Origin of the sequence: Candidatus Dorea massiliensis AP6 (assembly GCF_964245105.1) — a bacterium.
GTDB lineage: Bacteria > Bacillota > Clostridia > Lachnospirales > Lachnospiraceae > Laedolimicola > Laedolimicola intestinihominis.
This window is the reverse complement of the sequence record NZ_CAXTKW010000007.1, coordinates 56776-79297: the sequence shown is the minus strand read 5'-3', so window position 1 is coordinate 79297 and position 22522 is coordinate 56776. Positions and strand designations below refer to the sequence as shown.

Below are 22522 nucleotides of genomic sequence, written 5' to 3'. Positions count from 1 at the left end.
ATGAAAAAAGCAAGCCATGTGAGCAGGGACCCTTATTATTACTGGAAAATGATTTCCATGGTTCTGGCCTGCGCGGTGCTGATTCTGGCTATCCTGATTTTATTTGGCAGTAAGGGGGGAATGCTGATTCCCCTCGCCTTTCTGTTGGGAGCAGTTATGTCGGCGGTGACGGGCATTATGGAACTGGCAAAAAATAAAAAGGTGACCGGCTACATCTGCTCGATTTTCGCGGGGCTGATGGCCGTGGCACTGATATTCAATATCATCTGGATGTGGTTTTTATGATAAAGGACGAGGTTTTGGCTGCACTTCGGGAGAGAGGCGGCTATGTATCCGGGCAGGAGTTGTGCGACCGGTTTTCCGTGTCCCGGACTGCCATCTGGAAGGCAGTCAGCAAATTAAAAGAAGAGGGCTATGAGATTGACAGTGTGCCGAATCGGGGGTACTGTCTTCTGACGTCGCCGGACGCCATGACCGAGGCGGAGATTCGCAGTTATCTCCATACGGAGAAGATGGGGAAGAGCCTGGTTTGCTTCGCAGATACGGATTCCACGAATATTCAGGCGAAGCTGCTGGCAGAGCAGAATGCGCCCGACGGGACATTGGTCTGCTCAGATCAGCAGACGAAGGGTCGGGGGCGCCGGGGACGTGCCTGGGATTCCCCGCCGGGAGAGGCCATCTATATGAGCCTTTTACTGCGACCGGATATCCATCCGGAGCATGCGTCCATGCTGACGCTGGTCATGGGTATGGCGGTGGCAGATGCCATCAATGAGCTGATGGGCGGCGAATCAGCCGGGATTAAATGGCCCAACGATGTGGTGCTGAAAGGCAAAAAGGTCTCCGGAACCCTGACGGAAATGAGTACGGAGATGGACTGCATCCATTATGTAGTCATCGGTACGGGCATCAATGTGAACACCCAGAAATTTCCAAAAGAACTGGATCAGGCGACGTCTCTGAGACTGGCAGCAGGCCATAATTTTCGGCGTGCGGAGCTGATCGCCCTTTGTATGAAATATTTTGAAAAATATTACGCGCTTTTTGAGCGGACGGAGGACCTGAGCCTTCTGATTGACGAATATAACCGGCTGCTGGTCAACCGGAACCGGGAAGTGCGGGTGCTGGAACCGGGCAATGAATATACGGGACTGGCTCTGGGCATAAACAACCAGGGCGAACTTCTGGTGCGCCGGGAGAACGGCCGGGTGGATGAGATTTATGCCGGTGAGGTATCAGTGCGCGGCGTGTATGGGTATGTATAAAATGGGAGAAAATATGGAACAGGAAAATACAGTCCTCTGCGGAGCCAATTCCTACGAGGAAAAATACTTTTTTAACGAGCAGTTTGCGGCGTTGCCTGCGACCATCAAGGACGAGCTGAAAATCATGTGTGTGCTTTTTGTAAACCAGGTGGGCGGCATCCTGCTTCTGGAATTCGCTCCGGACGGCACGCTGGTCTTCCGGGTATCCAGCCATGAGGACGATTTCTTCTTCGATGAGATCGGAAGCAGCCTGCAAATCAAGGAACTGCGGAGAGACAAGGAAGAGCTTCTGGCTTCTCTGGAAATGTTTTACCGCGTATTCTTTTTAAATGAGGAGACAGAACATGCATAACGAACTTTTGAAAATCGGACCGTTTACAGTGTACGGCTACGGCCTGATGATTGCCATTGGTATTTTCTCAGCCTACTGTCTGGCGGAATACCGGGCACGGAAAATAGGCCTTAACGACGAGAGGGTCTTCGGCATGACCATCTGGGCGGTCATCGGCGGAATCCTGGGTGGTAAGATTTTGTATTATATTACGATTTTACCTCAGATTGTCGAGGATCCGAGCCTTTTATATCGGGATTTGCTGGAGGGCTTTGTGATTTACGGCGCGCTCATCGGCGGCTTTATCGGCATCGTGCTTTACTGTCATATCTGGAAAATGAATCTGCTGTCGTATCTGGATCTGGCGCTGCCTTCCGTGGCACTGGCCCAGGGATTTGGCCGCGTCGGCTGCCTGCTGGCAGGCTGCTGCTACGGGCGGGAGACGGACAGCGCGTTCGCGATTACCTTCCACAATTCCGCTTACGCCCCCAACGGTGTGCCGTTGATCCCGACCCAGATTATTTCCAGCGGGCTGGATTTCCTTCATTTTTCCATTTTGCTTTACTTTGTAAAAAAATGGAAGAAACATGACGGACAGGTGACGGGACTCTTCTTTATGCTTTACAGCGCCGGTCGTTTTGTGCTGGAGTATTTCCGGGGCGATCTGGAGAGGGGAAGCGTGGGCGTACTGTCCACGTCCCAGTTTATTGCCATATTTATGTTTGTGTTTGGAGCGGTCTTTTTCTTTGTCTTAAGCAAAAAGAAAGTGGCTGTGCCCGCTGAGGTGAAAAAGCAGGATGAGTAAAAGTGAGAAGCGTGCCCAGACCTTCCTGTATATTGGTGTGCTGCTGGCACTGATTGCGGCGGACTGGCACTGGTATCTGGGTGAATTTGCAAGCGAGAGCTTTGTGACGGGACTGCCGTTTATGAAGGCAGTGTATGTGCTGTGGATAGGCGCTATTATTATCTGTCTGGCGGCCAGCGGCGTATTTTTCTGGAAGCTTCGGAAGCAGGAGGCGGCCTATACCCGCAAAAATAAGCGCGGGCATGAGAAAAAGCGCCGGGCGTAAGACAGAAGCCCGTCGGGCAGGATTTTATTTTATAAAAAGGAAATTTTTTCATGGGAAAGCTAAAGATAGGAAGCGTGGAGCTTCCGAATCCGGTGATACTGGCGCCGATGGCAGGGGTAAGTGACCTGCCTTTTCGTCTGTTATGCCGGGAACAGGGCGCGGGACTGGTGTGCATGGAAATGGTCAGCGCCAAGGCTATCGCCTATCACAATCGCAACACCGAGAGGCTGATGGAAATCAATGACCGGGAGCATCCGGTGTCCTTACAGCTTTTCGGCTCCGAGCCGGACCTGATGGCGGAGATTGCCGCGCAGATTGAGGACAAGCCCTTCGACATTCTGGACATCAATATGGGCTGTCCGGTGCCGAAAATCGTGGGTAACGGAGAGGGATCGGCTCTGATGAAAAACCCGAAGCTTATCGAGGAGATTATCACGAAGGTGTCCCGGGCGATCAAAAAGCCCCTGACCGTGAAATTCCGGAAGGGTTTCGACGACGATCATGTGAATGCGGTGGAGATTGCGAAGATCGCCGAGGCCAGCGGCGCGGCGGCAGTGGCGGTCCATGGCCGCACGCGGGAGCAATTCTACTCGGGAACGGCGGACTGGGAGATTATCCGGCAGGTGAAAGAGGCCGTATCCATTCCCGTTATCGGAAATGGGGATGTGGACAGCCCGGAGAAGGCAAAGGCACTGCTTGATAGCACCGGCTGCGACGGCGTCATGATTGGCCGGGCTGCCAGAGGCAATCCCTGGCTGTTTCATCGGGTGGCAGAGTATCTGGAGACCGGAAAGCTCCTGGACAAACCATCCGGGGAAGAGATCAAAGCCATGATGTTCCGCCACGCGCGGATGCAGGTAGCATGCAAGGGCGATTACACGGGCATCCGGGAGATGCGGAAACACATTTCCTGGTACACTACAGGACTGCCCGGTTCCGCAAAGCTCAGGGGAAAGATTAACAGCGTAGAGAGTCTTCAGGAAATGGAAGAGCTTTTACAGGAAATGTAAGGGAAAAGTTGTAAGGAAAAAGCCATAAGCAGCCACGGAAAGCGATTGACAATCAGCGCCTTTGAGTGTATAATATCGTGGATATTCTGAAGGTGGGTCAGTGCCGTTTGTCCCATTTTCCAGAGCATCGACAGGAATAAATGCGACAGAAAAAGATATAATGGAATAGATAAGAACCAGGAAGGATGTAAAAAATGAGCGAGAAGAAAAATTTACTGACTTATGAGGGACTGAAAAAGCTGGAGGACGAGCTCCAGGATCTGAAGGTAGTGCAGAGAAAAGAGATCGCACAGAAGATCAAAGAGGCAAGAGAGCAGGGCGACCTGTCCGAGAACGCCGAGTACGACGCAGCCAAGGACGAGCAGCGTGACATCGAGGCCAGAATCGAGCAGATCGAGAAGATCCTGAAGAACGCAGAAGTCGTCGTAGAGGACGAGGTGGATCTGGACAAGATCAGCGTAGGCTGCGTAGTGAAGGTTCTGGATGTGGAATACGACGAGGAAGAGGAGTTCAAGCTGGTAGGTTCCTCTGAGGCAAACAGCCTGAACGGTAAGATTTCCAATGAGTCTCCGGTAGGAAAGGCTCTGATTGGCGCGCGCGTAGGCGATACCATCAAGGTCGAGACTCAGGCAGGAGAGATTGAATACAAGGTACTTGAGATCCAGAGATCCAAGTAATCGGCATACGAGAGGAGTATAGGAATGGGAGAACAGAAGAATCAGAATGGACAGGAGCAGGATATCAATCAGCTCTTAAAGGTACGCCGTGAGAAGCTGGCAGATCTGCAGGAGCGCGGAAAGGATCCGTTCCAGATTACAAAATTTGACGTGACACATCACAGCCAGGAGATCAAGGATGACTTTGAAGCTCTGGAGGGCAAGACCGTAACCATCGCCGGACGTATGATGTCCAAGCGTGTCATGGGTAAGGCTTCCTTCTGCAACGTGCAGGATCTGAAGGGCAATATCCAGTGCTACGTGGCCAGAGACAACGTGGGCGAGGAAGAGTATAAGGATTTCAAGAAATATGATATCGGCGATATCATCGGCATCACCGGCGAAGTGTTCCGCACCAAGACCGGCGAGATCTCTATCCATGTGGCCAATGTGACACTGCTCAGCAAGAGCCTTCAGATTCTTCCGGAGAAGTTCCATGGACTGACCAACACCGACGTACGTTATCGTCAGCGTTACACCGACCTGATCATGAATAGCGAAGTGAAGGATACCTTTATCAAACGTTCCAGAATTATCAGCAGCATCCGTCGTTATCTGGACGGACAGGGCTTCATGGAGGTGGAGACTCCGCTTCTGGTGGCCAATGCAGGCGGCGCGGCAGCGCGTCCCTTCATTACACATTCCAATGCGCTGGATGAGGATTTCAAGCTTCGTATTTCTCTGGAGCTGTACCTGAAGCGTCTGATCGTGGGCGGCCTGGAGCGTGTATATGAGATCGGCCGTGTATTCCGTAACGAGGGCTGCGACACCCGTCACAATCCGGAGTTCACTTTGATGGAGCTCTATCAGGCGTACACCGATTACCACGGCATGATGGATCTGACCGAGAACCTGTACCGTACCGTGGCTCAGGACGTGCTGGGAACCACAAAGATTGTATACAATGGCATTGAGATGGATCTGAGTAAGCCCTTTGAACGTATCACCATGGTAGATGCTGTCAAGAAATATTCCGGCGTAGACTGGAACGAGATTCATACCCTGGAGGAGGCCCGCGCCGCAGCGAAGGAGCACAATATAGAGTTCGAGGAGCGCCATAAGAAGGGTGATATCCTGAATCTGTTCTTCGAGGAATTCGTAGAGGAGCATCTGCTTCAGCCGACCTTCGTTATGGATCATCCGATTGAGATCTCTCCGCTGACCAAGAAGAAGCCGGAGAATCCGGAATACGTAGAGCGATTCGAGTTCTTCATGAACGGCTGGGAGATGGCCAACGCTTACTCCGAGCTGAACGACCCGATTGACCAGCGCGAGCGTTTCAAGGCTCAGGAGGAGCTGCTGGCGCAGGGCGACGACGAGGCGAACACCACTGACGAGGACTTCATGAACGCTCTGGAGATCGGTATGCCGCCCACAGGCGGAATCGGCTTCGGAATCGACCGTATGTGCATGCTGCTGACAGACTCCGCAGCTATCCGCGACGTACTGCTGTTCCCGACAATGAAGAGCTTGGATAAATAAACCTAGTGTTTATGCGGGGTTGAGGCATTTGAGTACGTCAAAGGACGCATTAAAAGACGCATTTTGACATAGTCATTTACATCAGTATGAAAGAGTACACAATCTGAAAAGAAAAAGATTCAATCAAATATGAACTACTAAGAGGACATTTTCTAAAGAAATTTAGAAGATGTCCTCTTTTTTGCGTTATGGAGAAAATACGTCATTTGTTATGAAGTCAAAGTGAAAGGAGCACAGCAATGAATGAATCAAAGAAAACAGACAAGCGACAGGGGTATCACATCATTCTTTCCTTCAAAGAGGATGAGGTGGAACCGGACAGGGCTTTTGAGATAACACAGAAGTTTGTAGCAGAATATCTTGGCGATGCCTATGAAGCGGTATTTGTGGTTCATGATAATACAGACCATGTTCATTCACACATTGTATTTAACAGTGTAAGCTTTGTGGATGGGAAAAAGTATCGCTACGAGAAAGGTGACTGGGCAAAGTATATCCAGCCGATTACCAATAAGCTGTGTCAGGAGTATGGTCTTTCCATTATAGATGTGGAGGATGGCAGCAAAGAGAAACAGCACGAGAATTATAAGGATTGGAGCGAATATCGTGAAGGCAGCTTTGTGTGGGCAGATATGATAAAAAGAGATCTTGATGCCTGCATTTTACAGGCAAATGATTTCAGAGGATTTCTGGAACTGCTGTCGGAAAAAGGATATGAGGTCAAGCAGGGAAAGTATCTGGCAGTCAGACCACAGGGGATGACAAGATTCAGAAGATGTAAGACTCTTGGCGAGAATTATTCACAGGAAGCTATTGTGGAGCGTATTGCGAAGGAAGATTTATCTTTTTACCAGTCACAGAATGAGGAAAAGCAGGCAGCGATAGTAAAGTGCTATGTCAAAAGATACCGCAGGGCGAAGATGTCAGGCTTGCAGAAAAGGTATTATGCAAAGCTTTACCGGATTGGAAAGCTGAAAAAGAAGCCATATAGTCAGGTATGGAAGTATAAGGATGATATCCGAAAGATGCATAAGCTGCAGGAGCAGTATCTATTTCTGGTAAGGCATAAGATTGAGAGTGCGGAAGAACTTGTATCGGTACTTGATAATCTGACGGATAAGAAAAAAGAAGCATCAAAGGAAAAGAGTAAGACCTATAAGGCTAAGGAAAGATTCAAAGATATTTTTGACAAGGCTGAACAGATCCGGGGGCTTGATGATGCGGAATCGTGTTATCAGAGTGGGGATACCTTCTTTGAAGATGAGCACAATGCATGGGAAAGGCTTAACACTGAGCTTCTGGCACAGGGATACAGTGTGGAAGAGGCCGAGAGTCTTAGAAAAAAATATGAGAGCAAGTATGCACAGGACTGTAAGGCAGAACGGGCGGTATCAAAGGAACTTAATCTTGGAAGATCAATATGGAAGGAACTTACGGTATCAGCTTCGTCAGAAGAGAAGCAGTATGACAAAGAAACAATAAGAGACAGAAAAGAACAGCCGGTACGTTAGGCTGTTTTTTTAGTGGTTAGGAGGCATATATGGAAGAAAAAAGAGAGCCATTAAGTGAAATGGCGATTGAGAGAAAGATACAGATTCTTCGTAATAAGCATATGGACAGTGAGGTTATTGCTCTTGTCAAAAGCGATTATGAATATGGACTGACTGATGATGAAATCGGTCTGTATCTTAACAAAAGTTATGACATTGAGCAGATGAAGGTGTTATCAAAATGTCTGCATAAGGGTGTATCAGAAGAGTTGTTAACGCTGCTGAAAGATAGCAGGATGGCAGCACCTAAGATGCAGACAGCATTGGATTACTATGAAAAAGGTGTGCCGATTGATGCAATCAGAGAGGTAGTCCAAAAAGATGATACAGCAGTAAACATGCGCAGGATGTTTGATGTGGTATTAGAAAAGCTTAATAAAGCCAAAGAGCAGATGCCACAGGATTTAGAGTATGTGAAAAGTCTTGTAGCTCAGATGGATGAAGTGGTTGCAAAGATCAATCATCAGAATGAAAGGTATGATGCCCTGAATAAGAAGCTTTCTGAAATAGAAACTTCCAAAGATGACGAGGAAGTCAGGGAGCGTCTGGTCAAGGAGAACCAGGATAAGGACGCTCTTATCAACAGTCAGCAGAATGAACTGAATAAGGCAAACCTAATTCTGTTGCCTCCAACATCATATGGTCTGTTAGGATAGCTGCGTCAATGTCTCCGGTTTGCTTTTGGTCAAATGGGCGAACCCATGCTTTGTTATGATCTGCACATACAATAATTGCAAGAGGAGCATTATAAATATTTGCCCCTTTGCTGATTTTTTCCAGTCCCTCTTTGCTTTCTACTGCAATTAAGTGAACCGGCTGTAAATAGTCTATTTGGGGAAGAGTAGACTGCCGTTTGTCGAATTTATATATGTTTTTTTCAAGTAACACAGGAAGCAATACTTGCAGCCTTATTTTATATAAAAAGAAGCGCCGGACAGAGCCAATAAGCCTATGTCCGGCATTTCCTATATCACGGATTCAAATTTATATCCACTGCCCAGTACAGTGCGGATATAGCCACCCTTTGGTGTATCCGGCGTCAACTTGCGCCGGATCTGACTGATGATACTGGCAACGGCAGTGCCGCAGCGTTCACCGTCTCTATCCCATACGGCCTCATAAATCTGGCTGGCTGAGAATACCCAGCCAGGATGACGAGCCAGATATGTAAGGACAGCAAACTCATGGTGAGTCAGAGTAACAAGTTGACCGCTGCAGGACACTGTCTGCTCCTTCAGCCGGATTTCCAGATTTGTAAAAGAAAGAATGTTGCAAGGGAGAGGAGGCGCAATATGGTTAAGCTCCGGCTCGTTTGCGATAGTTTCCATAATTTTATTGAGTATATGTTCTTCGTGGTCAGTGACGGATAATATTAAAATTTTGCCCATATTGTTCGCCTCCTTTGCTTGGGGTAAATGCGGAAAACTGCTGCGCCAGTGGCCGCCAACAGTACCAGAATCAGCATCGCGAACAGGCCGAAGCTCTCATAGTAGAACAGTTCATCCCAAAACAGGAGAATATCACAGAGAGCAGTCAAGGCAACCGTCCAGCGGACATACCGGGCCAGCCATTGCCGGAACACCAGCACAAGGACAACTGGCGGGACGATCAGCAGCGTCAGATTTAAAATCAAGGTCGGGGTCAGTTCCATTGCGTTGCCTCCCCACTTTTGTTGATAAGGTCATTGTAAAACCCAAATGTCCGCGAAATGTTACAGCGGCCAAAAAATTTCATTGAAAATCGGGGTGAAATGTTACAACGCTCGGACATTTCAAAAATTTCCTTGAGGAACGGTAAAAAAGCGGGGTAGCACAGGCCACCCCGCCGATTCCATACAGTTATTATTCCGTTCTCAACCGTTCCACCAAAGTATCTTTTTCAATGGATCGGCTAACTCCATAGCTAATGCAAATCTGCAACCCGACGAGCAAAATGGAGAATAAAAGAACCGGGAATATATTAAACTCAAAAAGGATAAATTTCAGGGCTAATACCTTATTTGCCAAATAACATAGCAAGGCACCTACTGTAACGCCAAAAAAGGTTGCCAATATTGCAGACTTTACACTAATGCTCATGCTCCAGTCCGTCATCCCGATCAAGGGAATAGTAGGCTTTGTGGCGGTATGTACGCAGCCGGTAGGCAGCCTCTTTACGATCAAACTCTTTGAACATTTCTGCAACTTCTTCCGATACTTCCATGAAGCAATCCGATGTATAGAATGGGTAATAGTCCCGCAAATTGATAATAGCCATATTGACCTCCGTTTCGGTTGTTGGTTGACGAGTGACCGAAACGAAGGCGGCGGGGAGCGGCACCGGGGAATGACTTCGGGCCAAGTTGGCCCGAGGCAAAGCAAAAGAAATGCGCCCGCACAGCAAGACACTATGCAGACGCATGAAATTACATTATCATAATTGTACTGATATATTGTACCTTCATAGCCAGACTGTCCCGGAGGGGGAGCTACGCTTTTTTTAGCTGGTGAAGGTCATGGGAATTGTGAGAAAGTAAGATGGACACGGCGACACCCTCCTATGGGCCGCCGTGGGGTTACTGAATATCCAAAGAGAAACGGCGGCTCTGAAAATTGAGCCGCCGTTTCAAATAGACGTATTGATAGGCTGCTGTACGACGGCTTTTTTTCTTTTGCCGTCGTGCGGCAGATAGATGGTTTATTTAGTTATGGCTTGCATTACCTATGGGCTGATTTCCAGACATTCCGGCCTGTGTATGCTCGTCAAATTCCTCTTGACTGTATTTCTCGATGCCAGTTAATGTTCCGTGATGTTCGCTGTTCAAGTGGCCGTAATCACGAACGGTATAAATGTCTATTGTGCCAACACCACTTCCAAGCGTTCTCATTTCGCCTTGGAATTTTCCGCTGGTGAGGCTTTCACCATTAGAAGTGAGAACATCCCGGAAATAGCGGACTTCCTCACCATTGAAATACCACTGATCTTTTTCGGCATCATAGGTTACTCCAAATGCCTCATACTCTGCAACGAGCTTTGCAGTTTCGCTATCTTCAAGCGGCGTTCCTGCCATAGCAACGGATGTGCTGTTTTTCAACGCCTCAATATCCCGTGCGTCAAATTCCTGCTGGGTAAACTCTTTTAAGCCAATCAGTTTACCCGCCGGATCAACGGAGCCGTCAGCCGCTTTTGAAAAGCTCTCTAAATCCCGTACAGCATACACATCTACTGTGCCGTTCTCATTTAGAAAATCAATACCGGCGGTTTCGTTGTTACTGATGGGATAATAGTCCTCAAACCAGCGAACCAAATTCCCGTTATAGGTAAGTTCATCTTTGACCGCGTCATAGGTCATCCCGTATTGTTCATAAGGTGCAAACATTTTTTCTTTGTCTGCGGCGGAGAGTGCCGAGCTGTCCTCGCTGTTTCCCAGCGCCTCAGAACCGCCAAGAGGTTTGGTATTTATCAGATCAAGGATGATTCACTGGGCGAAAATTATGCATTTATGAATATGAGTTTTATTGAAAGTCATGGTATGCAGATAAAAAAAGAAGATTATAAGCTGGTCTATGTTGGAGAATTACTGGGAAATACGTCACTGGATGATATTTTTGAAAGGTTCAACATTGATAGACCGCAAGACTTCCGTGGCCATTCCCTGTCTGTCAGTGATATCGTAGTTCTGAATGATGGGGAAAAAGTAACAGCTCATTTTGTAGACAGTATCAGTTTTGAACAGCTGGATTCTTTCCTGAATCTGGAAGAACAGGTTCTTAGTGAACTGGCATATGAGGTAGGAGAACGTTACTTTGCTATTCAGAGGACAGAAGAAGGATATGATTATTCCTTTTACGATGAAGATTTCCGCCTGATGGATGGTGGCGTCTATGAAAATGATGAAATCTCTATTGAAGAAGCGGCAGAGGAACTTCTGGAAGACGAAGGCTGGACTGGAGAACGCATCCGTGGGGATTATGATCAGTTGATGGAAAAAGTGGAAGAAATGGATGTGGTTGTAATGGCAGAGATTCAGAAAAGCCAGGGCGAATATAAGCCACTGGCAAAAGTAGAGGAACTGGAAGAGGCGAATTATAACATGATTGATAACGTCCTCAACAATATGCCACCGAAGAAAGAACCGTATCTGGAATACTTTGCTGCAGAATGCGATGAGTTCCATGATATGGGAGCTTATGAAAAAAGTACCGATGTTAATCAGATAACGGCAGTCTATGAAAAATATAGGGAGAATCCAGAAACAGCTTATCTCGGATGCTCAATGGGAATTATCTATCGTGATCCGGAAGACAGTTACTATGATGAAGCCGAATTTGCAATCGTAAAAGGAAATACCGTATTTGGGAATCTGATGGATGATGTTCGGTTTTATGGGGAGCTTGCACTGGTACGGGAAGGAATTGAGAAAATTCATGAAGCATTGCCGGATTATAAGTATGTACCGATGCGGGATGTTCGGGAAGCAATGTATCCAGAGAAGATGACCACAGAACAGCTGGCAGAGGCACTGGATGAGATGAGAGAGTAACAAGTACCGAAGCGAATGCAGTGGTAAAGGATGCAGGAAAGACAGATAGAAAACCGGCACAGCAGAAGCAGGAGGTAGTTGGAAAAGATAAGAAATTATCTATTCATGAACGGCTTGAAATTAATAAGAAGATTATTCAAGAAAAGCAGGGAAAAGATAAGCCGGAGAGAGGAGTTGATTTGGGTGTAAGGACAGTGTAGAATAATCAGAACAAGTCGGATATTACGGGTAATAATGTGACTTATGGTTTGTTTGTACAAGCAGTTATTACAACAGAAAAGTGACAAATTTCAATACTGAATATATTGGATACAAATTGACTTTGTTTGCATCTGAGAATATAATTTAACAAAAGAAATATGATTGCTCGTGAACTTGCTATGCTATGGAGATGAAGGTATGGCATATCTTTCTATCGTTCAAACAGCTAAAAATGTGGACTGCAGAAACGATGAGTACAAATACTTTACTCTGAAAATTGAATTCTCGGAGAAATGCGTGTCGGCAATCTGGAAAATGATCTGGATGTCTGGATCATTCAAATAGCATTGGCAGAAAGTGTAGCTGCACGATTGCGGAAACATGGATTTAAATGCAAAACAGTAGAAATTACAGTTCGAGATAATGGATTGTATAGTTTTTCCAGACAGATACATTTACGACAGCCAACGAATATTACAAACGAGATTGTAACTGCAGCATTTCAGCTATTTAAAGATAATTATAAATGGGAACATCCCATTAGAAGCCTGGGAATCCGAGCTGCGGATCTTGTGTTAGATGATATTCCCGTGCAGTTGGATTTATTTGGAAATCAGGAGAAAAAGGAAAAGTTAGAGAAGCTGGATCGTACTGTAGATGAGATCAGACGACGGTTTGGTTATTTCAGTATACAGCGAGCGGCAATGTATCAGGATAAAGTCTTATCCCACTTAGACGCTGGTACGCACACGATCCATCCACACAGTTATTTTCATAGGTAATTGGAGGGATAGATTTGAAAAAAGCATTAACCAGAAAACAGAAAGAAAGTTATCAATGTATTTTGAATTATACGAAGGAGCATGGATACCCGCCGACAGTCCGGGAATTTGGAGAGTTGATCGGGGTGAAATCAACATCATCTGCTTTTTCCAGAATCAAGCAGTTGGAGCAAAATGGATATATCCGCAGAATCCCGGCATCGCCAAGAGCAATCGAGATTTTATAGTGAGGTGTCGGCATGAACAAAGTATATGTAGATGTAGTGGCAGAGTTTCGGAAAGACGGACAGCTGGTTCCCATATTTTTTACATGGGAGGATGGAAGAAAGTATAGCATTGACAGAATTTTGAAAATCGAGCGATGCGCCAGCAGAAAGGCAGGCGGTGTAGGAATGATGTACACCTGTATGATACAGGGGCAGGAAAGCCACCTGTTTTACGAAGTGGATAAATGGTTTATGGAGAGAAAAACAGCATAAGGAGAGATTGGTATAGACGATATTATTTGGATTATTAACCGGCAGGGATAGTCACTTTCCCTTTATATTCCTGTAGGTTTTACATAAGAAGATGGATTCCGGTCAGCAAAGGCAGCTCCCACAATGCCTTTTGGATATCCGCTTCTGCAAGTTGTAGTAAGTAATTGCTTCCCATCAAAATCATGGGGAAAGCGAACTGGTCTGAAAGACCGCCAGTTAGTGTGATGATGATAAGGAGATTTTGAAACTGATGACAGACAGAGATTATGCAATTAAATCAATGAAAGAAATTACCTTCCAGATGGCAAGTCATGCACAGGATTATCTGGAAGTTACAATCGAAAGACATTATACTGATATTAAAGAATTGATGACAAGCTATCAGAAATTGATTTTGGAAAATCAGATTGTGTTAGAAGAACTGGATATGGAATGCCAGGAGAAAATCAATGAAGATATGGCATATGCATTGAGTTATCTGAGCATTTATAACAACCAGCTGAATGTGCCAAAGATGCACCGGGAGATGAATAATCTGATGATTATTTATGGCTTGTCTGATATGATCTATCGGGGAATGACTTTGGTGAAGTTCTATGCACCGAATGGTGTGATGCTCAGTGAAATCCTTCATTCCTGTTTTTGCAGTCATTATAATAAGACAGATGTGGAAGTACAGCAGGAGTTAGGAATAGGCAGGACTTCTTTTTATAAAATGAAGAAGCAGGCACTTGGGTATTTAGGATTTTATTTTTATGAGATCGTGGTACCGCAGGCAAAGGATAAAAGATTTAAACCGTCACTGGGCGTTGAGGAAGAGTAGGTGAATAATATGAGATACGAAGATTCGATGAAAGGTGTAGCTGCTCAGATAATCAAAGAACAGCTGAGAGCCAGTAAAATTAAAAACAATCCAGAAGATTTCCATTGGCATGATGAATATGCAACGTTGAATTTCTTTCGGTTTATCTGCAAAAATATCGGTAACTTGGGAAATGGAGAAATTGAAAAAATGGTCACACGCTTGAAAAGCATAGATCAGAAAGCAGTGGAAAACCATGTGAATGGTGCTGTTTGGGCATTTGATTATGATAAGATGTTCTGTGTATTGATGGAGAATGAAATATGCCGAAAGGTGTGTGAAAAGAATAAATATAATAGTTGGATGAAGCTGATTGGAAATTATTGTTTTCAAGTGGTGTAGGATAAATAGTGGCTTGTGAAAAGCTGATTTTGATGTTAAGATGAAATTGGGATAGGAGACATTTAGGAACCTATCCTGACATAGCAAAGAATGGAGGCGAGAATGGACGTGGTGAAAGAAGAAATCGTGAAAACAGAAGAATTGGAAACACGTTACGAAAGATACAAGGGTATCTTAAAAGACCTTACCATCATGAGCGATGTGTTTATGCGGAATGTATTCAAGAAACGGGAATGTACAGAATATGTTCTGCAGGTAATTATGGATAAAAAGGATCTGAAAGTGATTGATCAGGTTCTTCAAAAGGACTATAAGAATTTACAGGGACGTTCAGCTATTCTGGACTGTGTTGCCAGAGACTCTGAAGGCAAGCAGATGGATGTAGAAATCCAACAGGATAATGAAGGGGCATCTCCAAAACGAGCAAGATATCATAGTGGTTTAATGGATATGAACACATTAAATCCGGGACAGGATTTTGATGACCTTCCGGAAAGCTACGTGATTTTTATTACCAGAGATGATGCACTTGGCTATGGACTTCCGATTTATCATGTAGACAGAAAAATCGAAGAAGTCAGTGAGAATTTTAAAGATGAAGCTCATATTATTTATGTAAATTCTAAGAAACAAGAGGATACAGAATTAGGCAGACTGATGCATGATCTTCACTGTAAGAATGCAGAAGATATGCACAGTAAGATACTTGCTGACAGAGTATACGAATTGAAGGAAACACAGAAAGGGGTGGAATTCATGTGCCGTGAGATGGAACAGATTTATAGTGAAGGTATTGAAAGTGGTGAGCTGAAAAAAGCAAAAGCCTCAGCATTATCCATGGCTGCGGATGGAATGAAAGTTGATAAAATAGCCCACTATCTTAATGTAAGTGCTCAAATGGTACAGAAATGGATTGACGAGAGCATGAGTGTTGCACATTAACAAATGATAAATTTTAATGGAGCTACCAGGGGATACTAATTCTTCTGGTGGCTTTTTTGTGTGTTGCATGTATAAAAAAGTGAAATCTAGTTCTATAGAACTATAACTTGATTTGCGGATTCTGTATCTTTCAATTATCCATCAGTATACTAATTTTAGACCGAATTATCGTTCTGAAGGAGGTGCTATGATGGATTTAAAAGCGGTTGGTCAGCGAATCAAAGCAGCAAGAGAAGCAAAAAATCTTACACAGGAAGAACTGGCGGCGCTGGTAAATTTAAGTACAACACATGTCAGTGTGATAGAAAGAGGACTGAAAGTAACAAAGTTGGATACCTTTGTAGCAATTGCCAATGCACTTGATGTATCGGCTGATGCGCTACTGATAGATGTTGTGACACATTCTGTCACAGGTGTTACTAATGAATTATCTGATATGATAGGGAAATTGCCAAAGGACGAGCAGAAAAGAATTTTAAATGCTGTCAGAGCTTTGGTAGACTAATGAAATAGGCATTGAAATCGAAGGGCATTAAGCTCTTCTTTTTTTTATTCTTTTTTATGGCTTCATTTGTGAAAGTATCTTTTTTCATAGTGAGAATCATGATATAGTAGTTCTAAAGAACTATAAATAATTCTTTGAAACCGGAGGGCGGGTAAATGAGAGAAAAAACTATTTATGAGAAGATTGCAGAAAAGTACAACACAACACCAGAAGAAGTACGCAGAGAAATGCAGATAGCCATAGATGCAGGATTTGATAGTCCTGATCCGGCTGTGCAGGAAGAATGGAAGAAAATGACACTTAAAACAAAGATTTTTAGTTCAGTCCGTAATGCTGCGAAAAAGCACTGACCGAAGCCAGCTGGCAGGCTGGTGATGCGATGATATGTATGAGATGCGATACACTTGCAGATCCTGAGAAGTCTGTAACTGGTAAACCTATGAACTGCTGGAGCCTGGAAACGAGAGTTTCCGGGTTGTGGTCCGGAGTATGCATCCGGGCAGGTTATTATTCCCTTCCTGCATATGCGGGAGTAACGATTCGGGGTATCGAGGATAAATAGAATCGAGCGAGCACTGTTTAATAATCAAATTGGCTATAGAGGTTATACGGCAGAGCTTTCCTTATGGAAAAGAAACTCTGCCGTATTCCTGTGGAGCCAATATAGCGCTATGGATGCTTTACAAATAAAAATAATAGATTGGAGAGAGGACAAATGACAATCCGCAGAGGAGATATTTTATGGGCAGATCTCGGTATGTTTCCTACAACATCTGTTCAGGGTGGAGTAAGACCGGTGATCGTAGTGAGTAATAATAAAGCCAATACATACAGTTCAGTCATAACGGTAGTTCCGCTGACATCAAGGATTTATAAGAAACGGTATTTGCCAACACATGTATTTATCAGCAAATACGATATGACGGGAATCCGAAAAGGAAGCCTGGCACTGGCTGAACAGGTTATGAGCATTTCTACGAAATGTATTATTGAGAAATGCGGAAGAGTGAACAAGTGGAGCCTGGATCGGGTACTGAAAGCAGTACGGATTCAGATGGGAATGGAGGGAGAAGGGCATGACTGCAGAAGAATATAGAAACTATCTGGAAACGGATTTTGATGATGTGGATCTGAAGGAATTGAAGGATATCCGAAAAATAAGGATTGACCGGAATCAGACGAAGGAAAAAAGAATAGCTCAATATCTCAGACAGGTGGGAAATCCCTATCTTGTCTGTATAGGAAATGTAAAAGTGAAAATAAGGTTTGCAAACAATGGAGTATCTTTTGAAGATGCATTTGAGGAACTTTTGCTTTCTGTATAAAAAGTGATGGTAAAATCTGAAGAGTTATGTTAATATGGAGACGAGGAACTCAGGACTCCTCATTCATATCAGGACAAAATCGACTCACCCTCTGGGTTTTACCAATGTTGATGGAATGATTCCTGGGCAGCACAGAGACAGAAAATGAATCAGAAAGAAGAATGGATCATTATCAAAAATACCCATGAGGCACTTGTGAGCAGAAAGGATTTTGATGAGGTACAGGAAAAGATTGGTCATATCGTAAAACGGGTTAATGAAGCTCGTAAATCAAATGGCAATAATGTAAGAGACTTCAACTTTTTCAAGCAGAAAATTGTATGTGCAGACTGTGGAAAAACCATGTATTTATATGGGAAAACAAAAGGCAGTCATCGTAGGTTTTACTGTGGAAATAATAAGCTCCACGGGAAGTGTACGCCACATTCTATCACTGATTTGGAAGTGAATGATTATGTACTGCGTGTGATACGTGCACATATCAATGTATATGTTGAAAATGTAGATTTGATTCGGCGGTTGAATCAAAGACAGGAAAGCATTAAAAAATATGATGTGTTTAACAGGGAAATCAAGAAATGCCGGAAAGAACTGGAAAAAGTGGCAGTACACCGGGAAAGATTGTTTGAGGATTATGTGTGCCGTATTATTGATGCAGAGCAGTATGAAACATTTTCAAAGCAGGATGCGGAAACAGAAAAAGAGATCCAGAATAACATGGAAATTTTATTAAAGCATCAGGTTGGATATGAAAAAAATTTTCACACAGAGGAAGAATGGGAAACATTGATCAATAAATACCGCAATACGAGAACGCTGACAAAGGAAATGGTCAATGCTTTTGTAGAAAAAATCGAAATACATGAAAGCGGTTCTATTACGGTACGTTTGGTGTATGATGATATGTTGGAAGAACTAAGAAAATATGCAAAAGAACGGGAGGCTGAGTTATGCCAGTAACAGAATGTATCGCTGTTTATATCAGACTTTCGTCGGAGGATAATGATGTAGATGGCAGTATAAAAGCTGAAAGTAACAGTGTCAGTGCACAGAGAATGCTGATAAACGAATTTATCAAAAAACAGGACGAATTTACTAACTGTCCAGTAGTTGAATATGTAGACGATGGGTACAGTGGTACAAACTTTAACCGTCCTGGCTTTCAGAGGATGATGGAGGATGCAAAAGCAGGACGTATAAAAAGTATTGTTATAAAGGACTTTTCAAGATTTGGAAGAGATTATCTGGAAGTGGGGAATTATCTGGAAAAAATCCTGCCGGTTCTTGGTATTCGAATTATCTCAATTAACGATGGTTTTGACAGTATCAATTCCTCTGGTTTTACTGGAGGAATGAGTGTAGCGTTAAAAAATATGTTGAACGCAATGTACAGCAGAGATTTGTCCAGAAAAGTTCGTTCTGCTATGAAAACACATGCTAAAAACGGTGAATATATGCCGGCTTTTCCAAAATATGGATATATTAAAGATCCAGAAGATAAGCATCATCTGGTTATAGACCCAGAAGCGGCTGAAACAGTGAAACTGATATTCACAATGGCGGCAGATGGGAAAACTAAAGGACAGATAGCAAAATATCTGAACGAAACCCATGTGCTTACATGCCGGGAGTATATGTGCAGAAAAGGTATAAAAATGCACAGAGAAAACGAAAAAGAAAAGAAACTCTGGTCAGTCACAACAATTTCAGATATGCTCAAAAATGAAGTGTATCTTGGAAAAATTATTTGGAATAAAAAGAGAGTGGCAAGAACAGGAAGCAATAAATTGGTTTCCAATGATAAAGAGGAGTGGATTGTTGTAGAAAATGCACATGAACCAATTATATCCGATGAATTATTCCGGAAAGCAAATGAGAAAGCGTTTACTAACCAGAAAAGAGTTCTTACAAAAAGAGGAGTAGCCTGCCCTATTTTCTTTTGCCCGACCTGCGGAAGAAGACTTGGTTTTACCAGCAGAGAGACTGGGTATCGCTGTATGCAGGCACATATCAGCGGTCTTAGTGGGTGTGCGGAAAGTAAAATGGACAGGAAAGAAGCAGAAGAAACAGTACTGGATGCAGCCAGAAATATGGCACAACTCATTTCGGAAAATCTTGAGAAAAAGAAAAGTGAATGGCATAAAACAATTTTGAAAGAAGAAAATATCGCAACACTGGTAAGTGAAAAAAAGCGACTCTCGTCAAGAAAAATGAAATTGTATTCTGATTATCGTTCGGAAGTGTTGGACAAGGAAGGGTATATGGAAGAACTGGAAAAAACGACTTCCCGTATTTCAGAAATCACTTTGCAGATAGCAGAATTGGAGAATGAGATTGCAGTAGCGAAGAAAAAATGTGATGAAGCAACAGAAAAAGAAATGGAAGTAAATGAGATTGCAGCATTGCAGGATTTTGACAAAATACAGCTGTCGAAGATTATTGAGAAAGTCTTTATTTATGAACCAGGACGTATGGAGATAAACTGGAAGATGGATGACATTTTCTACAAAGAAGAAAAAGCATAAACGGAATAAGATTGTTCGCAGGAGCATCACTGGATGAAAACAGTGGTGCTTTTTGCGAATTAAAAGCAAATTTTTTTAGACTTATATTGACAAAAGCAGAAATGCTGGCCCTGACAAAATCAGATATTGACTTTGCAAGGAATCAAATCAGTATTAGTAAAACCTATTACCGTGCGGAGGGACGGGATATTATTACGACGCCGAAAACGGAGCAGTCGGCAAGAGTCATTGATATTCCACAGTTTTTAACACAGGAGTTGAAAGATTATGTGGATAAACTCTATGGAATATCGGACGACGAGAGGATATTTCCTATCGTGCCGGAGGCGGTGCAGCATAAGCTGAAACGGGAGTGTGAGAAAAGCGGAGTAAAGAAAATCCGCGTACACGATCTCCGTCACAGCCACGTGGCTTATCTGATTCATCAGGGAGTAGAGCCATTGATTATCAAAGAACGCCTGGGCCACAGGGACATCAAAATGACCCTGAACACCTACGGCCACCTGTATCCGAATCAGCAGAGAAAAGTAGCGGATATGTTGAACAACCAAAAAGAAAAGAGCCCCAGCAGCGGCAACGGTAGAGGCACAAGATAACAGGAACACTCTGCTATTTCGATGTAAATACAACATCAGTATAGCAGAGTGTTTTATGTATGATAAATAGAAAATGAGGTTTGTTCACAGGGAAACGAGAGCGTGACACGCTCCCGTAAAGGATAGCCAGAGTGGAAGTCACAGTGCGAGGACGGGAGTTTGAAGCTGCTCCGGGAAAGGATTTAGAAGCCCTCGGCGTTTGAGAGCGAAATACACCCATCGCACAAACTTCGTTTATGCTCTGTGTATTTCGCCCTTGCAGGGGGCTTGGCTGCCGAAAGGCAGAGAGTTCGTAAACAGGCGCCGGAGCGCCTACTCACAAAGAAAGATGGTGTTGCTTATAGCGAGAAATTCATTTATTCAGTTATCGAAGCTGCCAAACGTAAAGGGCAGAATTAACTATATCGCCAGTCCTGTCAGGCAGGAAAATCTCTATGCCGTGTATGAGACTACGGAGCGGAAATTCTGGTCTGAACTGGCAAAATGTAATCAGGAAGAGTTCCGGAAGAGCGGGGCAGAGGGCCAGTGCATTGAGGCCAGGGAGTTGATTATCGCCTTGCCAGAGAGCTTTACGGAGTATTATCCCCGCCGCTATGTATTAGCGTTATTTACAGACCATTTTAAAGAACAGTACGGGGTGGAGTGTATTGCGGCGCTGCACCACAATAAGCGAAAGACCAACTACCACATCCACCTGATTTTCTCGGAGCGGAAGAAGCTGGAGAAGCCTATTATAAAGGTGGCTTCCAGAAACATGTTCTATGATGAACGAGGCGTCCATGTCAGGACGAAGAAAGAGATACTAGACGAGTATGGGGAGATAAAGCCGGGCTGCAGCGTCATAAAGAAGGGAGAGGTTTACGAAAAAAAGTTATTTGAAGCTAAGAACAGCTGGTTTAAAACGGCAGCTTTCCTGGATGAAGTGAAGCATTCTTACACAGAACTGATCAATCAGGAAGTGCCGGACGAGAAGCAGAAGCTGCAGGTATTCGAGCATGGCAGCCTGTATCTGCCTACTAAGAAAATCGGAAAGAACAATCCCAAGGCCGAGGAGATAGCAAAGGACAATGAAATGCGACAGGAGTGGAACGCTACGGTGGACCAGGCGCTGGTCAGCGGAGCGGCAGAGGAGCAGATCCGGGAGATAAAGCGGGTGTGTATTTCGGAAGAGATAAAGGCGAGTATTGATAAGAGAGGAAGAAGGCCAGAACTGTTTTTGCTTTATCTGTTCGAGGCAGTTTCCAAGCTGAAAGAGCTGATTGAGAGGGTAAGGGAAAGAGTAGCGGAGGCGAAAGAAGAAAGACTGGAGTTTCCGGTAAGAAGCCCGCTTGCAGCCAAATACCAACAGCTTGAATCAATCCAAAGAAAGCTGGATGATCAGAACGAAGCCATTTTCAACAGGGAGCTTGAACTGGGGCGGGTAAGGAATGAACTGGCCTGTGCGACAGGGATATTTAAGAGGAAAGAGCGGAAAGGCCTGCAGGAGCAAGTGGATTCATTGGAACATCAGGTAGCAAGCATGAAACGCTGGTTATCCGGCATTGTACGGGAGCATGGATATGAAACAGTCCAGGAGTTTATGCAAGAATATCAGGCGGCCAGAAAAGAGTATAAAGCATATAGGGCTGCGGTAGAGGAATGGAAGAGACGGACAGAAGCGAAAGGGTTTGTGGATATGCAGATCCGGGAAGCAAAGAAGAGAACGGAGGAAAGAGAAGAGTACAGAGGTTATTGTAGTAGTGGAAGAGGAGTTAGATAGAAAAAGATTGACAGAACTGATGTTCTGAGATATAATAAAGAAAAAAGTTAGCAATAGATTCTGGTTCGATTCCAGATATCGCCCAAGTATTAAGAATACTTTTGGAATCTATAGTCTCTGGTGTATTATATGACATTGTAAAGTGGATTGGTACGAAAGGAATTGATGTGATGAAAAAAGCAATCTTATTTATAGGCCTGGGATATCGCGGCGATATGGTGTAATGGTAGCATAGATGATAAGCAGCCCCAGGCCACC

General features: G+C 44.2%; 28 protein-coding genes and 3 pseudogenes. 26 read left to right on the top strand and 5 right to left on the bottom strand.

From position 1 onward, the window contains the following. The 10 genes and pseudogenes from ACESZP_RS08855 to ACESZP_RS08810 all read left to right on the top strand — a co-directional run bounded on the left by ACESZP_RS08855 (window position 1) and on the right by ACESZP_RS08810 (window position 8080). Entirely contained in the window at window positions 1-285 is a 285-nt protein-coding gene (locus ACESZP_RS08855) for a DUF6637 family protein (protein WP_178037980.1), read from the top strand. After that, the gene (locus ACESZP_RS08850) at window positions 285-1265 is read left to right on the top strand and encodes a biotin--[acetyl-CoA-carboxylase] ligase (RefSeq protein ID WP_178037986.1); all 981 of its coding nucleotides are present in this window, start codon (window positions 285-287) and stop codon (window positions 1263-1265) included. Before ACESZP_RS08855 ends, ACESZP_RS08850 begins: the two co-directional genes overlap by 1 nt. A 13-nt stretch (window positions 1266-1278) precedes the next feature. Continuing rightward, window positions 1279-1617: a DUF6145 family protein gene (locus tag ACESZP_RS08845; protein WP_349164377.1), complete on the top strand. Its 339-nt coding sequence runs from the start codon at window positions 1279-1281 to the stop codon at window positions 1615-1617. Beyond that, a complete protein-coding gene (locus ACESZP_RS08840; protein WP_499708796.1) occupies window positions 1610-2401 on the top strand; it encodes a prolipoprotein diacylglyceryl transferase in 792 nt (263 codons plus the stop codon). The genes ACESZP_RS08845 and ACESZP_RS08840 overlap by 8 nt, the downstream gene beginning before the upstream one ends. Next, on the top strand, window positions 2394-2666 hold the full coding sequence (locus ACESZP_RS08835) for a hypothetical protein (RefSeq protein WP_499708795.1): 273 nt from the start codon (window positions 2394-2396) through the stop codon (window positions 2664-2666). The genes ACESZP_RS08840 and ACESZP_RS08835 overlap by 8 nt, the downstream gene beginning before the upstream one ends. 50 nt (window positions 2667-2716) lie before the next feature. Further along, window positions 2717-3676, top strand: coding sequence for a tRNA dihydrouridine synthase DusB (gene dusB, locus ACESZP_RS08830; RefSeq protein WP_440320777.1), 960 nt, complete (start codon window positions 2717-2719; stop codon window positions 3674-3676). A gap of 194 nt (window positions 3677-3870) precedes the next feature. Continuing rightward, window positions 3871-4353 (top strand): transcription elongation factor GreA, encoded by a 483-nt coding sequence (greA, locus tag ACESZP_RS08825; protein WP_158362491.1) that lies wholly within the window; start codon window positions 3871-3873, stop codon window positions 4351-4353. Window positions 4354-4377: 24 nt separating this feature from the next. Beyond that, a pseudogene (gene lysS, locus ACESZP_RS08820) lies at window positions 4378-5862 on the top strand (lysine--tRNA ligase); the annotation flags it as partial. 251 nt (window positions 5863-6113) lie between these two features. Next, window positions 6114-7385, top strand: a complete 1272-nt coding sequence (locus ACESZP_RS08815; protein ID WP_499708794.1) for a relaxase/mobilization nuclease domain-containing protein — start codon at window positions 6114-6116, stop codon at window positions 7383-7385. A gap of 29 nt (window positions 7386-7414) precedes the next feature. Further along, entirely contained in the window at window positions 7415-8080 is a 666-nt protein-coding gene (locus ACESZP_RS08810) for a hypothetical protein (protein ID WP_499708793.1), read from the top strand. On the opposite strand, the pseudogene ACESZP_RS08805 reads toward ACESZP_RS08810, so the two are convergent. The 5 genes and pseudogenes from ACESZP_RS08805 to ACESZP_RS08785 form a co-directional block, all read right to left on the bottom strand. Then, window positions 8034-8312, bottom strand: a pseudogene (locus ACESZP_RS08805) (nitroreductase family protein); the annotation flags it as partial. The gene ACESZP_RS08810 and the pseudogene ACESZP_RS08805 sit on opposite strands and share 47 nt — an antisense overlap. Before the next feature lie 77 nt (window positions 8313-8389). Further along, complete coding sequence (locus tag ACESZP_RS08800; RefSeq protein ID WP_118501999.1) at window positions 8390-8812, bottom strand: winged helix-turn-helix domain-containing protein; 423 nt, start codon at window positions 8810-8812, stop codon at window positions 8390-8392. After that, window positions 8797-9075 carry a hypothetical protein gene (locus ACESZP_RS08795; RefSeq protein WP_118555923.1) on the bottom strand — a complete coding sequence of 93 codons (279 nt, stop codon included), beginning with the start codon at window positions 9073-9075 and terminating at the stop codon, window positions 8797-8799. Before ACESZP_RS08795 ends, ACESZP_RS08800 begins: the two co-directional genes overlap by 16 nt. A 422-nt stretch (window positions 9076-9497) precedes the next feature. Next, window positions 9498-9824 (bottom strand): annotated as a pseudogene (locus tag ACESZP_RS08790) (hypothetical protein); the annotation flags it as partial. A 280-nt stretch (window positions 9825-10104) separates the two neighbouring features. After that, window positions 10105-10782: a hypothetical protein gene (locus tag ACESZP_RS08785; RefSeq protein WP_499708792.1), complete on the bottom strand. Its 678-nt coding sequence runs from the start codon at window positions 10780-10782 to the stop codon at window positions 10105-10107. 129 nt (window positions 10783-10911) lie between these two features. Between ACESZP_RS08785 and ACESZP_RS08780 the strand changes: the two genes are divergently transcribed. The 16 genes from ACESZP_RS08780 (at window position 10912) to ACESZP_RS08705 (ending at window position 22264) form a co-directional block, all read left to right on the top strand. Next, window positions 10912-11946, top strand: coding sequence for a YodL domain-containing protein (locus ACESZP_RS08780; protein ID WP_499708791.1), 1035 nt, complete (start codon window positions 10912-10914; stop codon window positions 11944-11946). Window positions 11947-11966: 20 nt separating this feature from the next. Further along, window positions 11967-12146: a hypothetical protein gene (locus ACESZP_RS08775; RefSeq protein ID WP_178816364.1), complete on the top strand. Its 180-nt coding sequence runs from the start codon at window positions 11967-11969 to the stop codon at window positions 12144-12146. 294 nt (window positions 12147-12440) lie between these two features. Next, window positions 12441-12929, top strand: a complete 489-nt coding sequence (locus ACESZP_RS08770) for a DinB/UmuC family translesion DNA polymerase (protein WP_499708790.1) — start codon at window positions 12441-12443, stop codon at window positions 12927-12929. 14 nt (window positions 12930-12943) lie between these two features. Further along, window positions 12944-13156 (top strand): LexA family protein, encoded by a 213-nt coding sequence (locus tag ACESZP_RS08765; RefSeq protein ID WP_147599756.1) that lies wholly within the window; start codon window positions 12944-12946, stop codon window positions 13154-13156. Window positions 13157-13168: 12 nt separating this feature from the next. Then, window positions 13169-13408: a hypothetical protein gene (locus tag ACESZP_RS08760; protein ID WP_005344271.1), complete on the top strand. Its 240-nt coding sequence runs from the start codon at window positions 13169-13171 to the stop codon at window positions 13406-13408. 250 nt (window positions 13409-13658) lie between these two features. Next, complete coding sequence (locus tag ACESZP_RS08755; RefSeq protein WP_008688147.1) at window positions 13659-14231, top strand: ArpU family phage packaging/lysis transcriptional regulator; 573 nt, start codon at window positions 13659-13661, stop codon at window positions 14229-14231. 9 nt (window positions 14232-14240) lie between these two features. Then, window positions 14241-14612 (top strand): hypothetical protein, encoded by a 372-nt coding sequence (locus tag ACESZP_RS08750; RefSeq protein WP_147599755.1) that lies wholly within the window; start codon window positions 14241-14243, stop codon window positions 14610-14612. A gap of 102 nt (window positions 14613-14714) precedes the next feature. Next, window positions 14715-15554: a PD-(D/E)XK nuclease family transposase gene (locus ACESZP_RS08745; protein WP_147599754.1), complete on the top strand. Its 840-nt coding sequence runs from the start codon at window positions 14715-14717 to the stop codon at window positions 15552-15554. A 187-nt stretch (window positions 15555-15741) separates the two neighbouring features. Further along, window positions 15742-16059, top strand: a complete 318-nt coding sequence (locus ACESZP_RS08740; RefSeq protein ID WP_226862455.1) for a helix-turn-helix domain-containing protein — start codon at window positions 15742-15744, stop codon at window positions 16057-16059. Between the two features lie 155 nt (window positions 16060-16214). Beyond that, window positions 16215-16409 carry a sporulation initiation factor Spo0A gene (locus tag ACESZP_RS08735; RefSeq protein WP_499708789.1) on the top strand — a complete coding sequence of 65 codons (195 nt, stop codon included), beginning with the start codon at window positions 16215-16217 and terminating at the stop codon, window positions 16407-16409. A 365-nt stretch (window positions 16410-16774) separates the two neighbouring features. Next, complete coding sequence (locus ACESZP_RS08730) at window positions 16775-17155, top strand: type II toxin-antitoxin system PemK/MazF family toxin (protein WP_005330455.1); 381 nt, start codon at window positions 16775-16777, stop codon at window positions 17153-17155. Further along, complete coding sequence (locus tag ACESZP_RS08725; protein ID WP_005344286.1) at window positions 17136-17384, top strand: DUF6870 family protein; 249 nt, start codon at window positions 17136-17138, stop codon at window positions 17382-17384. Before ACESZP_RS08730 ends, ACESZP_RS08725 begins: the two co-directional genes overlap by 20 nt. 144 nt (window positions 17385-17528) lie before the next feature. Next, window positions 17529-18344: a recombinase zinc beta ribbon domain-containing protein gene (locus ACESZP_RS08720; protein ID WP_499708788.1), complete on the top strand. Its 816-nt coding sequence runs from the start codon at window positions 17529-17531 to the stop codon at window positions 18342-18344. Then, window positions 18335-19909 (top strand): recombinase family protein, encoded by a 1575-nt coding sequence (locus ACESZP_RS08715; RefSeq protein WP_147599751.1) that lies wholly within the window; start codon window positions 18335-18337, stop codon window positions 19907-19909. The genes ACESZP_RS08720 and ACESZP_RS08715 overlap by 10 nt, the downstream gene beginning before the upstream one ends. 101 nt (window positions 19910-20010) lie before the next feature. Then, window positions 20011-20505 (top strand): site-specific integrase, encoded by a 495-nt coding sequence (locus ACESZP_RS08710; protein WP_499708787.1) that lies wholly within the window; start codon window positions 20011-20013, stop codon window positions 20503-20505. 328 nt (window positions 20506-20833) lie between these two features. After that, window positions 20834-22264, top strand: a complete 1431-nt coding sequence (locus tag ACESZP_RS08705) for a MobA/MobL family protein (protein WP_499708786.1) — start codon at window positions 20834-20836, stop codon at window positions 22262-22264. Window positions 22265-22522 lie beyond the last annotated feature (258 nt).

Excerpts from the sequence above, each read along its gene's own strand:
- ACESZP_RS08855 (WP_178037980.1), top strand. The coding sequence starts at position 1 with ATGAAAAAAGCAAGCCATGTGAGCAGGGACCCTTATTATTACTGGAAA.
- ACESZP_RS08845 (WP_349164377.1), top strand. The coding sequence starts at position 1,279 with ATGGAACAGGAAAATACAGTCCTCTGCGGAGCCAATTCCTACGAGGAA.
- ACESZP_RS08840 (WP_499708796.1), top strand. The coding sequence starts at position 1,610 with ATGCATAACGAACTTTTGAAAATCGGACCGTTTACAGTGTACGGCTAC.
- ACESZP_RS08835 (WP_499708795.1), top strand. The coding sequence starts at position 2,394 with ATGAGTAAAAGTGAGAAGCGTGCCCAGACCTTCCTGTATATTGGTGTG.
- dusB (WP_440320777.1), top strand. The coding sequence starts at position 2,717 with ATGGGAAAGCTAAAGATAGGAAGCGTGGAGCTTCCGAATCCGGTGATA.
- greA (WP_158362491.1), top strand. The coding sequence starts at position 3,871 with ATGAGCGAGAAGAAAAATTTACTGACTTATGAGGGACTGAAAAAGCTG.
- ACESZP_RS08815 (WP_499708794.1), top strand. The coding sequence starts at position 6,114 with ATGAATGAATCAAAGAAAACAGACAAGCGACAGGGGTATCACATCATT.
- ACESZP_RS08810 (WP_499708793.1), top strand. The coding sequence starts at position 7,415 with ATGGAAGAAAAAAGAGAGCCATTAAGTGAAATGGCGATTGAGAGAAAG.
- ACESZP_RS08800 (WP_118501999.1), bottom strand. The coding sequence starts at position 8,812 with ATGGGCAAAATTTTAATATTATCCGTCACTGACCACGAAGAACATATA.
- ACESZP_RS08795 (WP_118555923.1), bottom strand. The coding sequence starts at position 9,075 with ATGGAACTGACCCCGACCTTGATTTTAAATCTGACGCTGCTGATCGTC.
- ACESZP_RS08785 (WP_499708792.1), bottom strand. The coding sequence starts at position 10,782 with ATGTTTGCACCTTATGAACAATACGGGATGACCTATGACGCGGTCAAA.
- ACESZP_RS08780 (WP_499708791.1), top strand. The coding sequence starts at position 10,912 with ATGAGTTTTATTGAAAGTCATGGTATGCAGATAAAAAAAGAAGATTAT.
- ACESZP_RS08770 (WP_499708790.1), top strand. The coding sequence starts at position 12,441 with ATGCGTGTCGGCAATCTGGAAAATGATCTGGATGTCTGGATCATTCAA.
- ACESZP_RS08760 (WP_005344271.1), top strand. The coding sequence starts at position 13,169 with ATGAACAAAGTATATGTAGATGTAGTGGCAGAGTTTCGGAAAGACGGA.
- ACESZP_RS08755 (WP_008688147.1), top strand. The coding sequence starts at position 13,659 with ATGACAGACAGAGATTATGCAATTAAATCAATGAAAGAAATTACCTTC.
- ACESZP_RS08750 (WP_147599755.1), top strand. The coding sequence starts at position 14,241 with ATGAGATACGAAGATTCGATGAAAGGTGTAGCTGCTCAGATAATCAAA.
- ACESZP_RS08745 (WP_147599754.1), top strand. The coding sequence starts at position 14,715 with ATGGACGTGGTGAAAGAAGAAATCGTGAAAACAGAAGAATTGGAAACA.
- ACESZP_RS08740 (WP_226862455.1), top strand. The coding sequence starts at position 15,742 with ATGATGGATTTAAAAGCGGTTGGTCAGCGAATCAAAGCAGCAAGAGAA.
- ACESZP_RS08735 (WP_499708789.1), top strand. The coding sequence starts at position 16,215 with ATGAGAGAAAAAACTATTTATGAGAAGATTGCAGAAAAGTACAACACA.
- ACESZP_RS08730 (WP_005330455.1), top strand. The coding sequence starts at position 16,775 with ATGACAATCCGCAGAGGAGATATTTTATGGGCAGATCTCGGTATGTTT.
- ACESZP_RS08725 (WP_005344286.1), top strand. The coding sequence starts at position 17,136 with ATGACTGCAGAAGAATATAGAAACTATCTGGAAACGGATTTTGATGAT.
- ACESZP_RS08720 (WP_499708788.1), top strand. The coding sequence starts at position 17,529 with ATGAATCAGAAAGAAGAATGGATCATTATCAAAAATACCCATGAGGCA.
- ACESZP_RS08715 (WP_147599751.1), top strand. The coding sequence starts at position 18,335 with ATGCCAGTAACAGAATGTATCGCTGTTTATATCAGACTTTCGTCGGAG.
- ACESZP_RS08710 (WP_499708787.1), top strand. The coding sequence starts at position 20,011 with ATGCTGGCCCTGACAAAATCAGATATTGACTTTGCAAGGAATCAAATC.
- ACESZP_RS08705 (WP_499708786.1), top strand. The coding sequence starts at position 20,834 with ATGGTGTTGCTTATAGCGAGAAATTCATTTATTCAGTTATCGAAGCTG.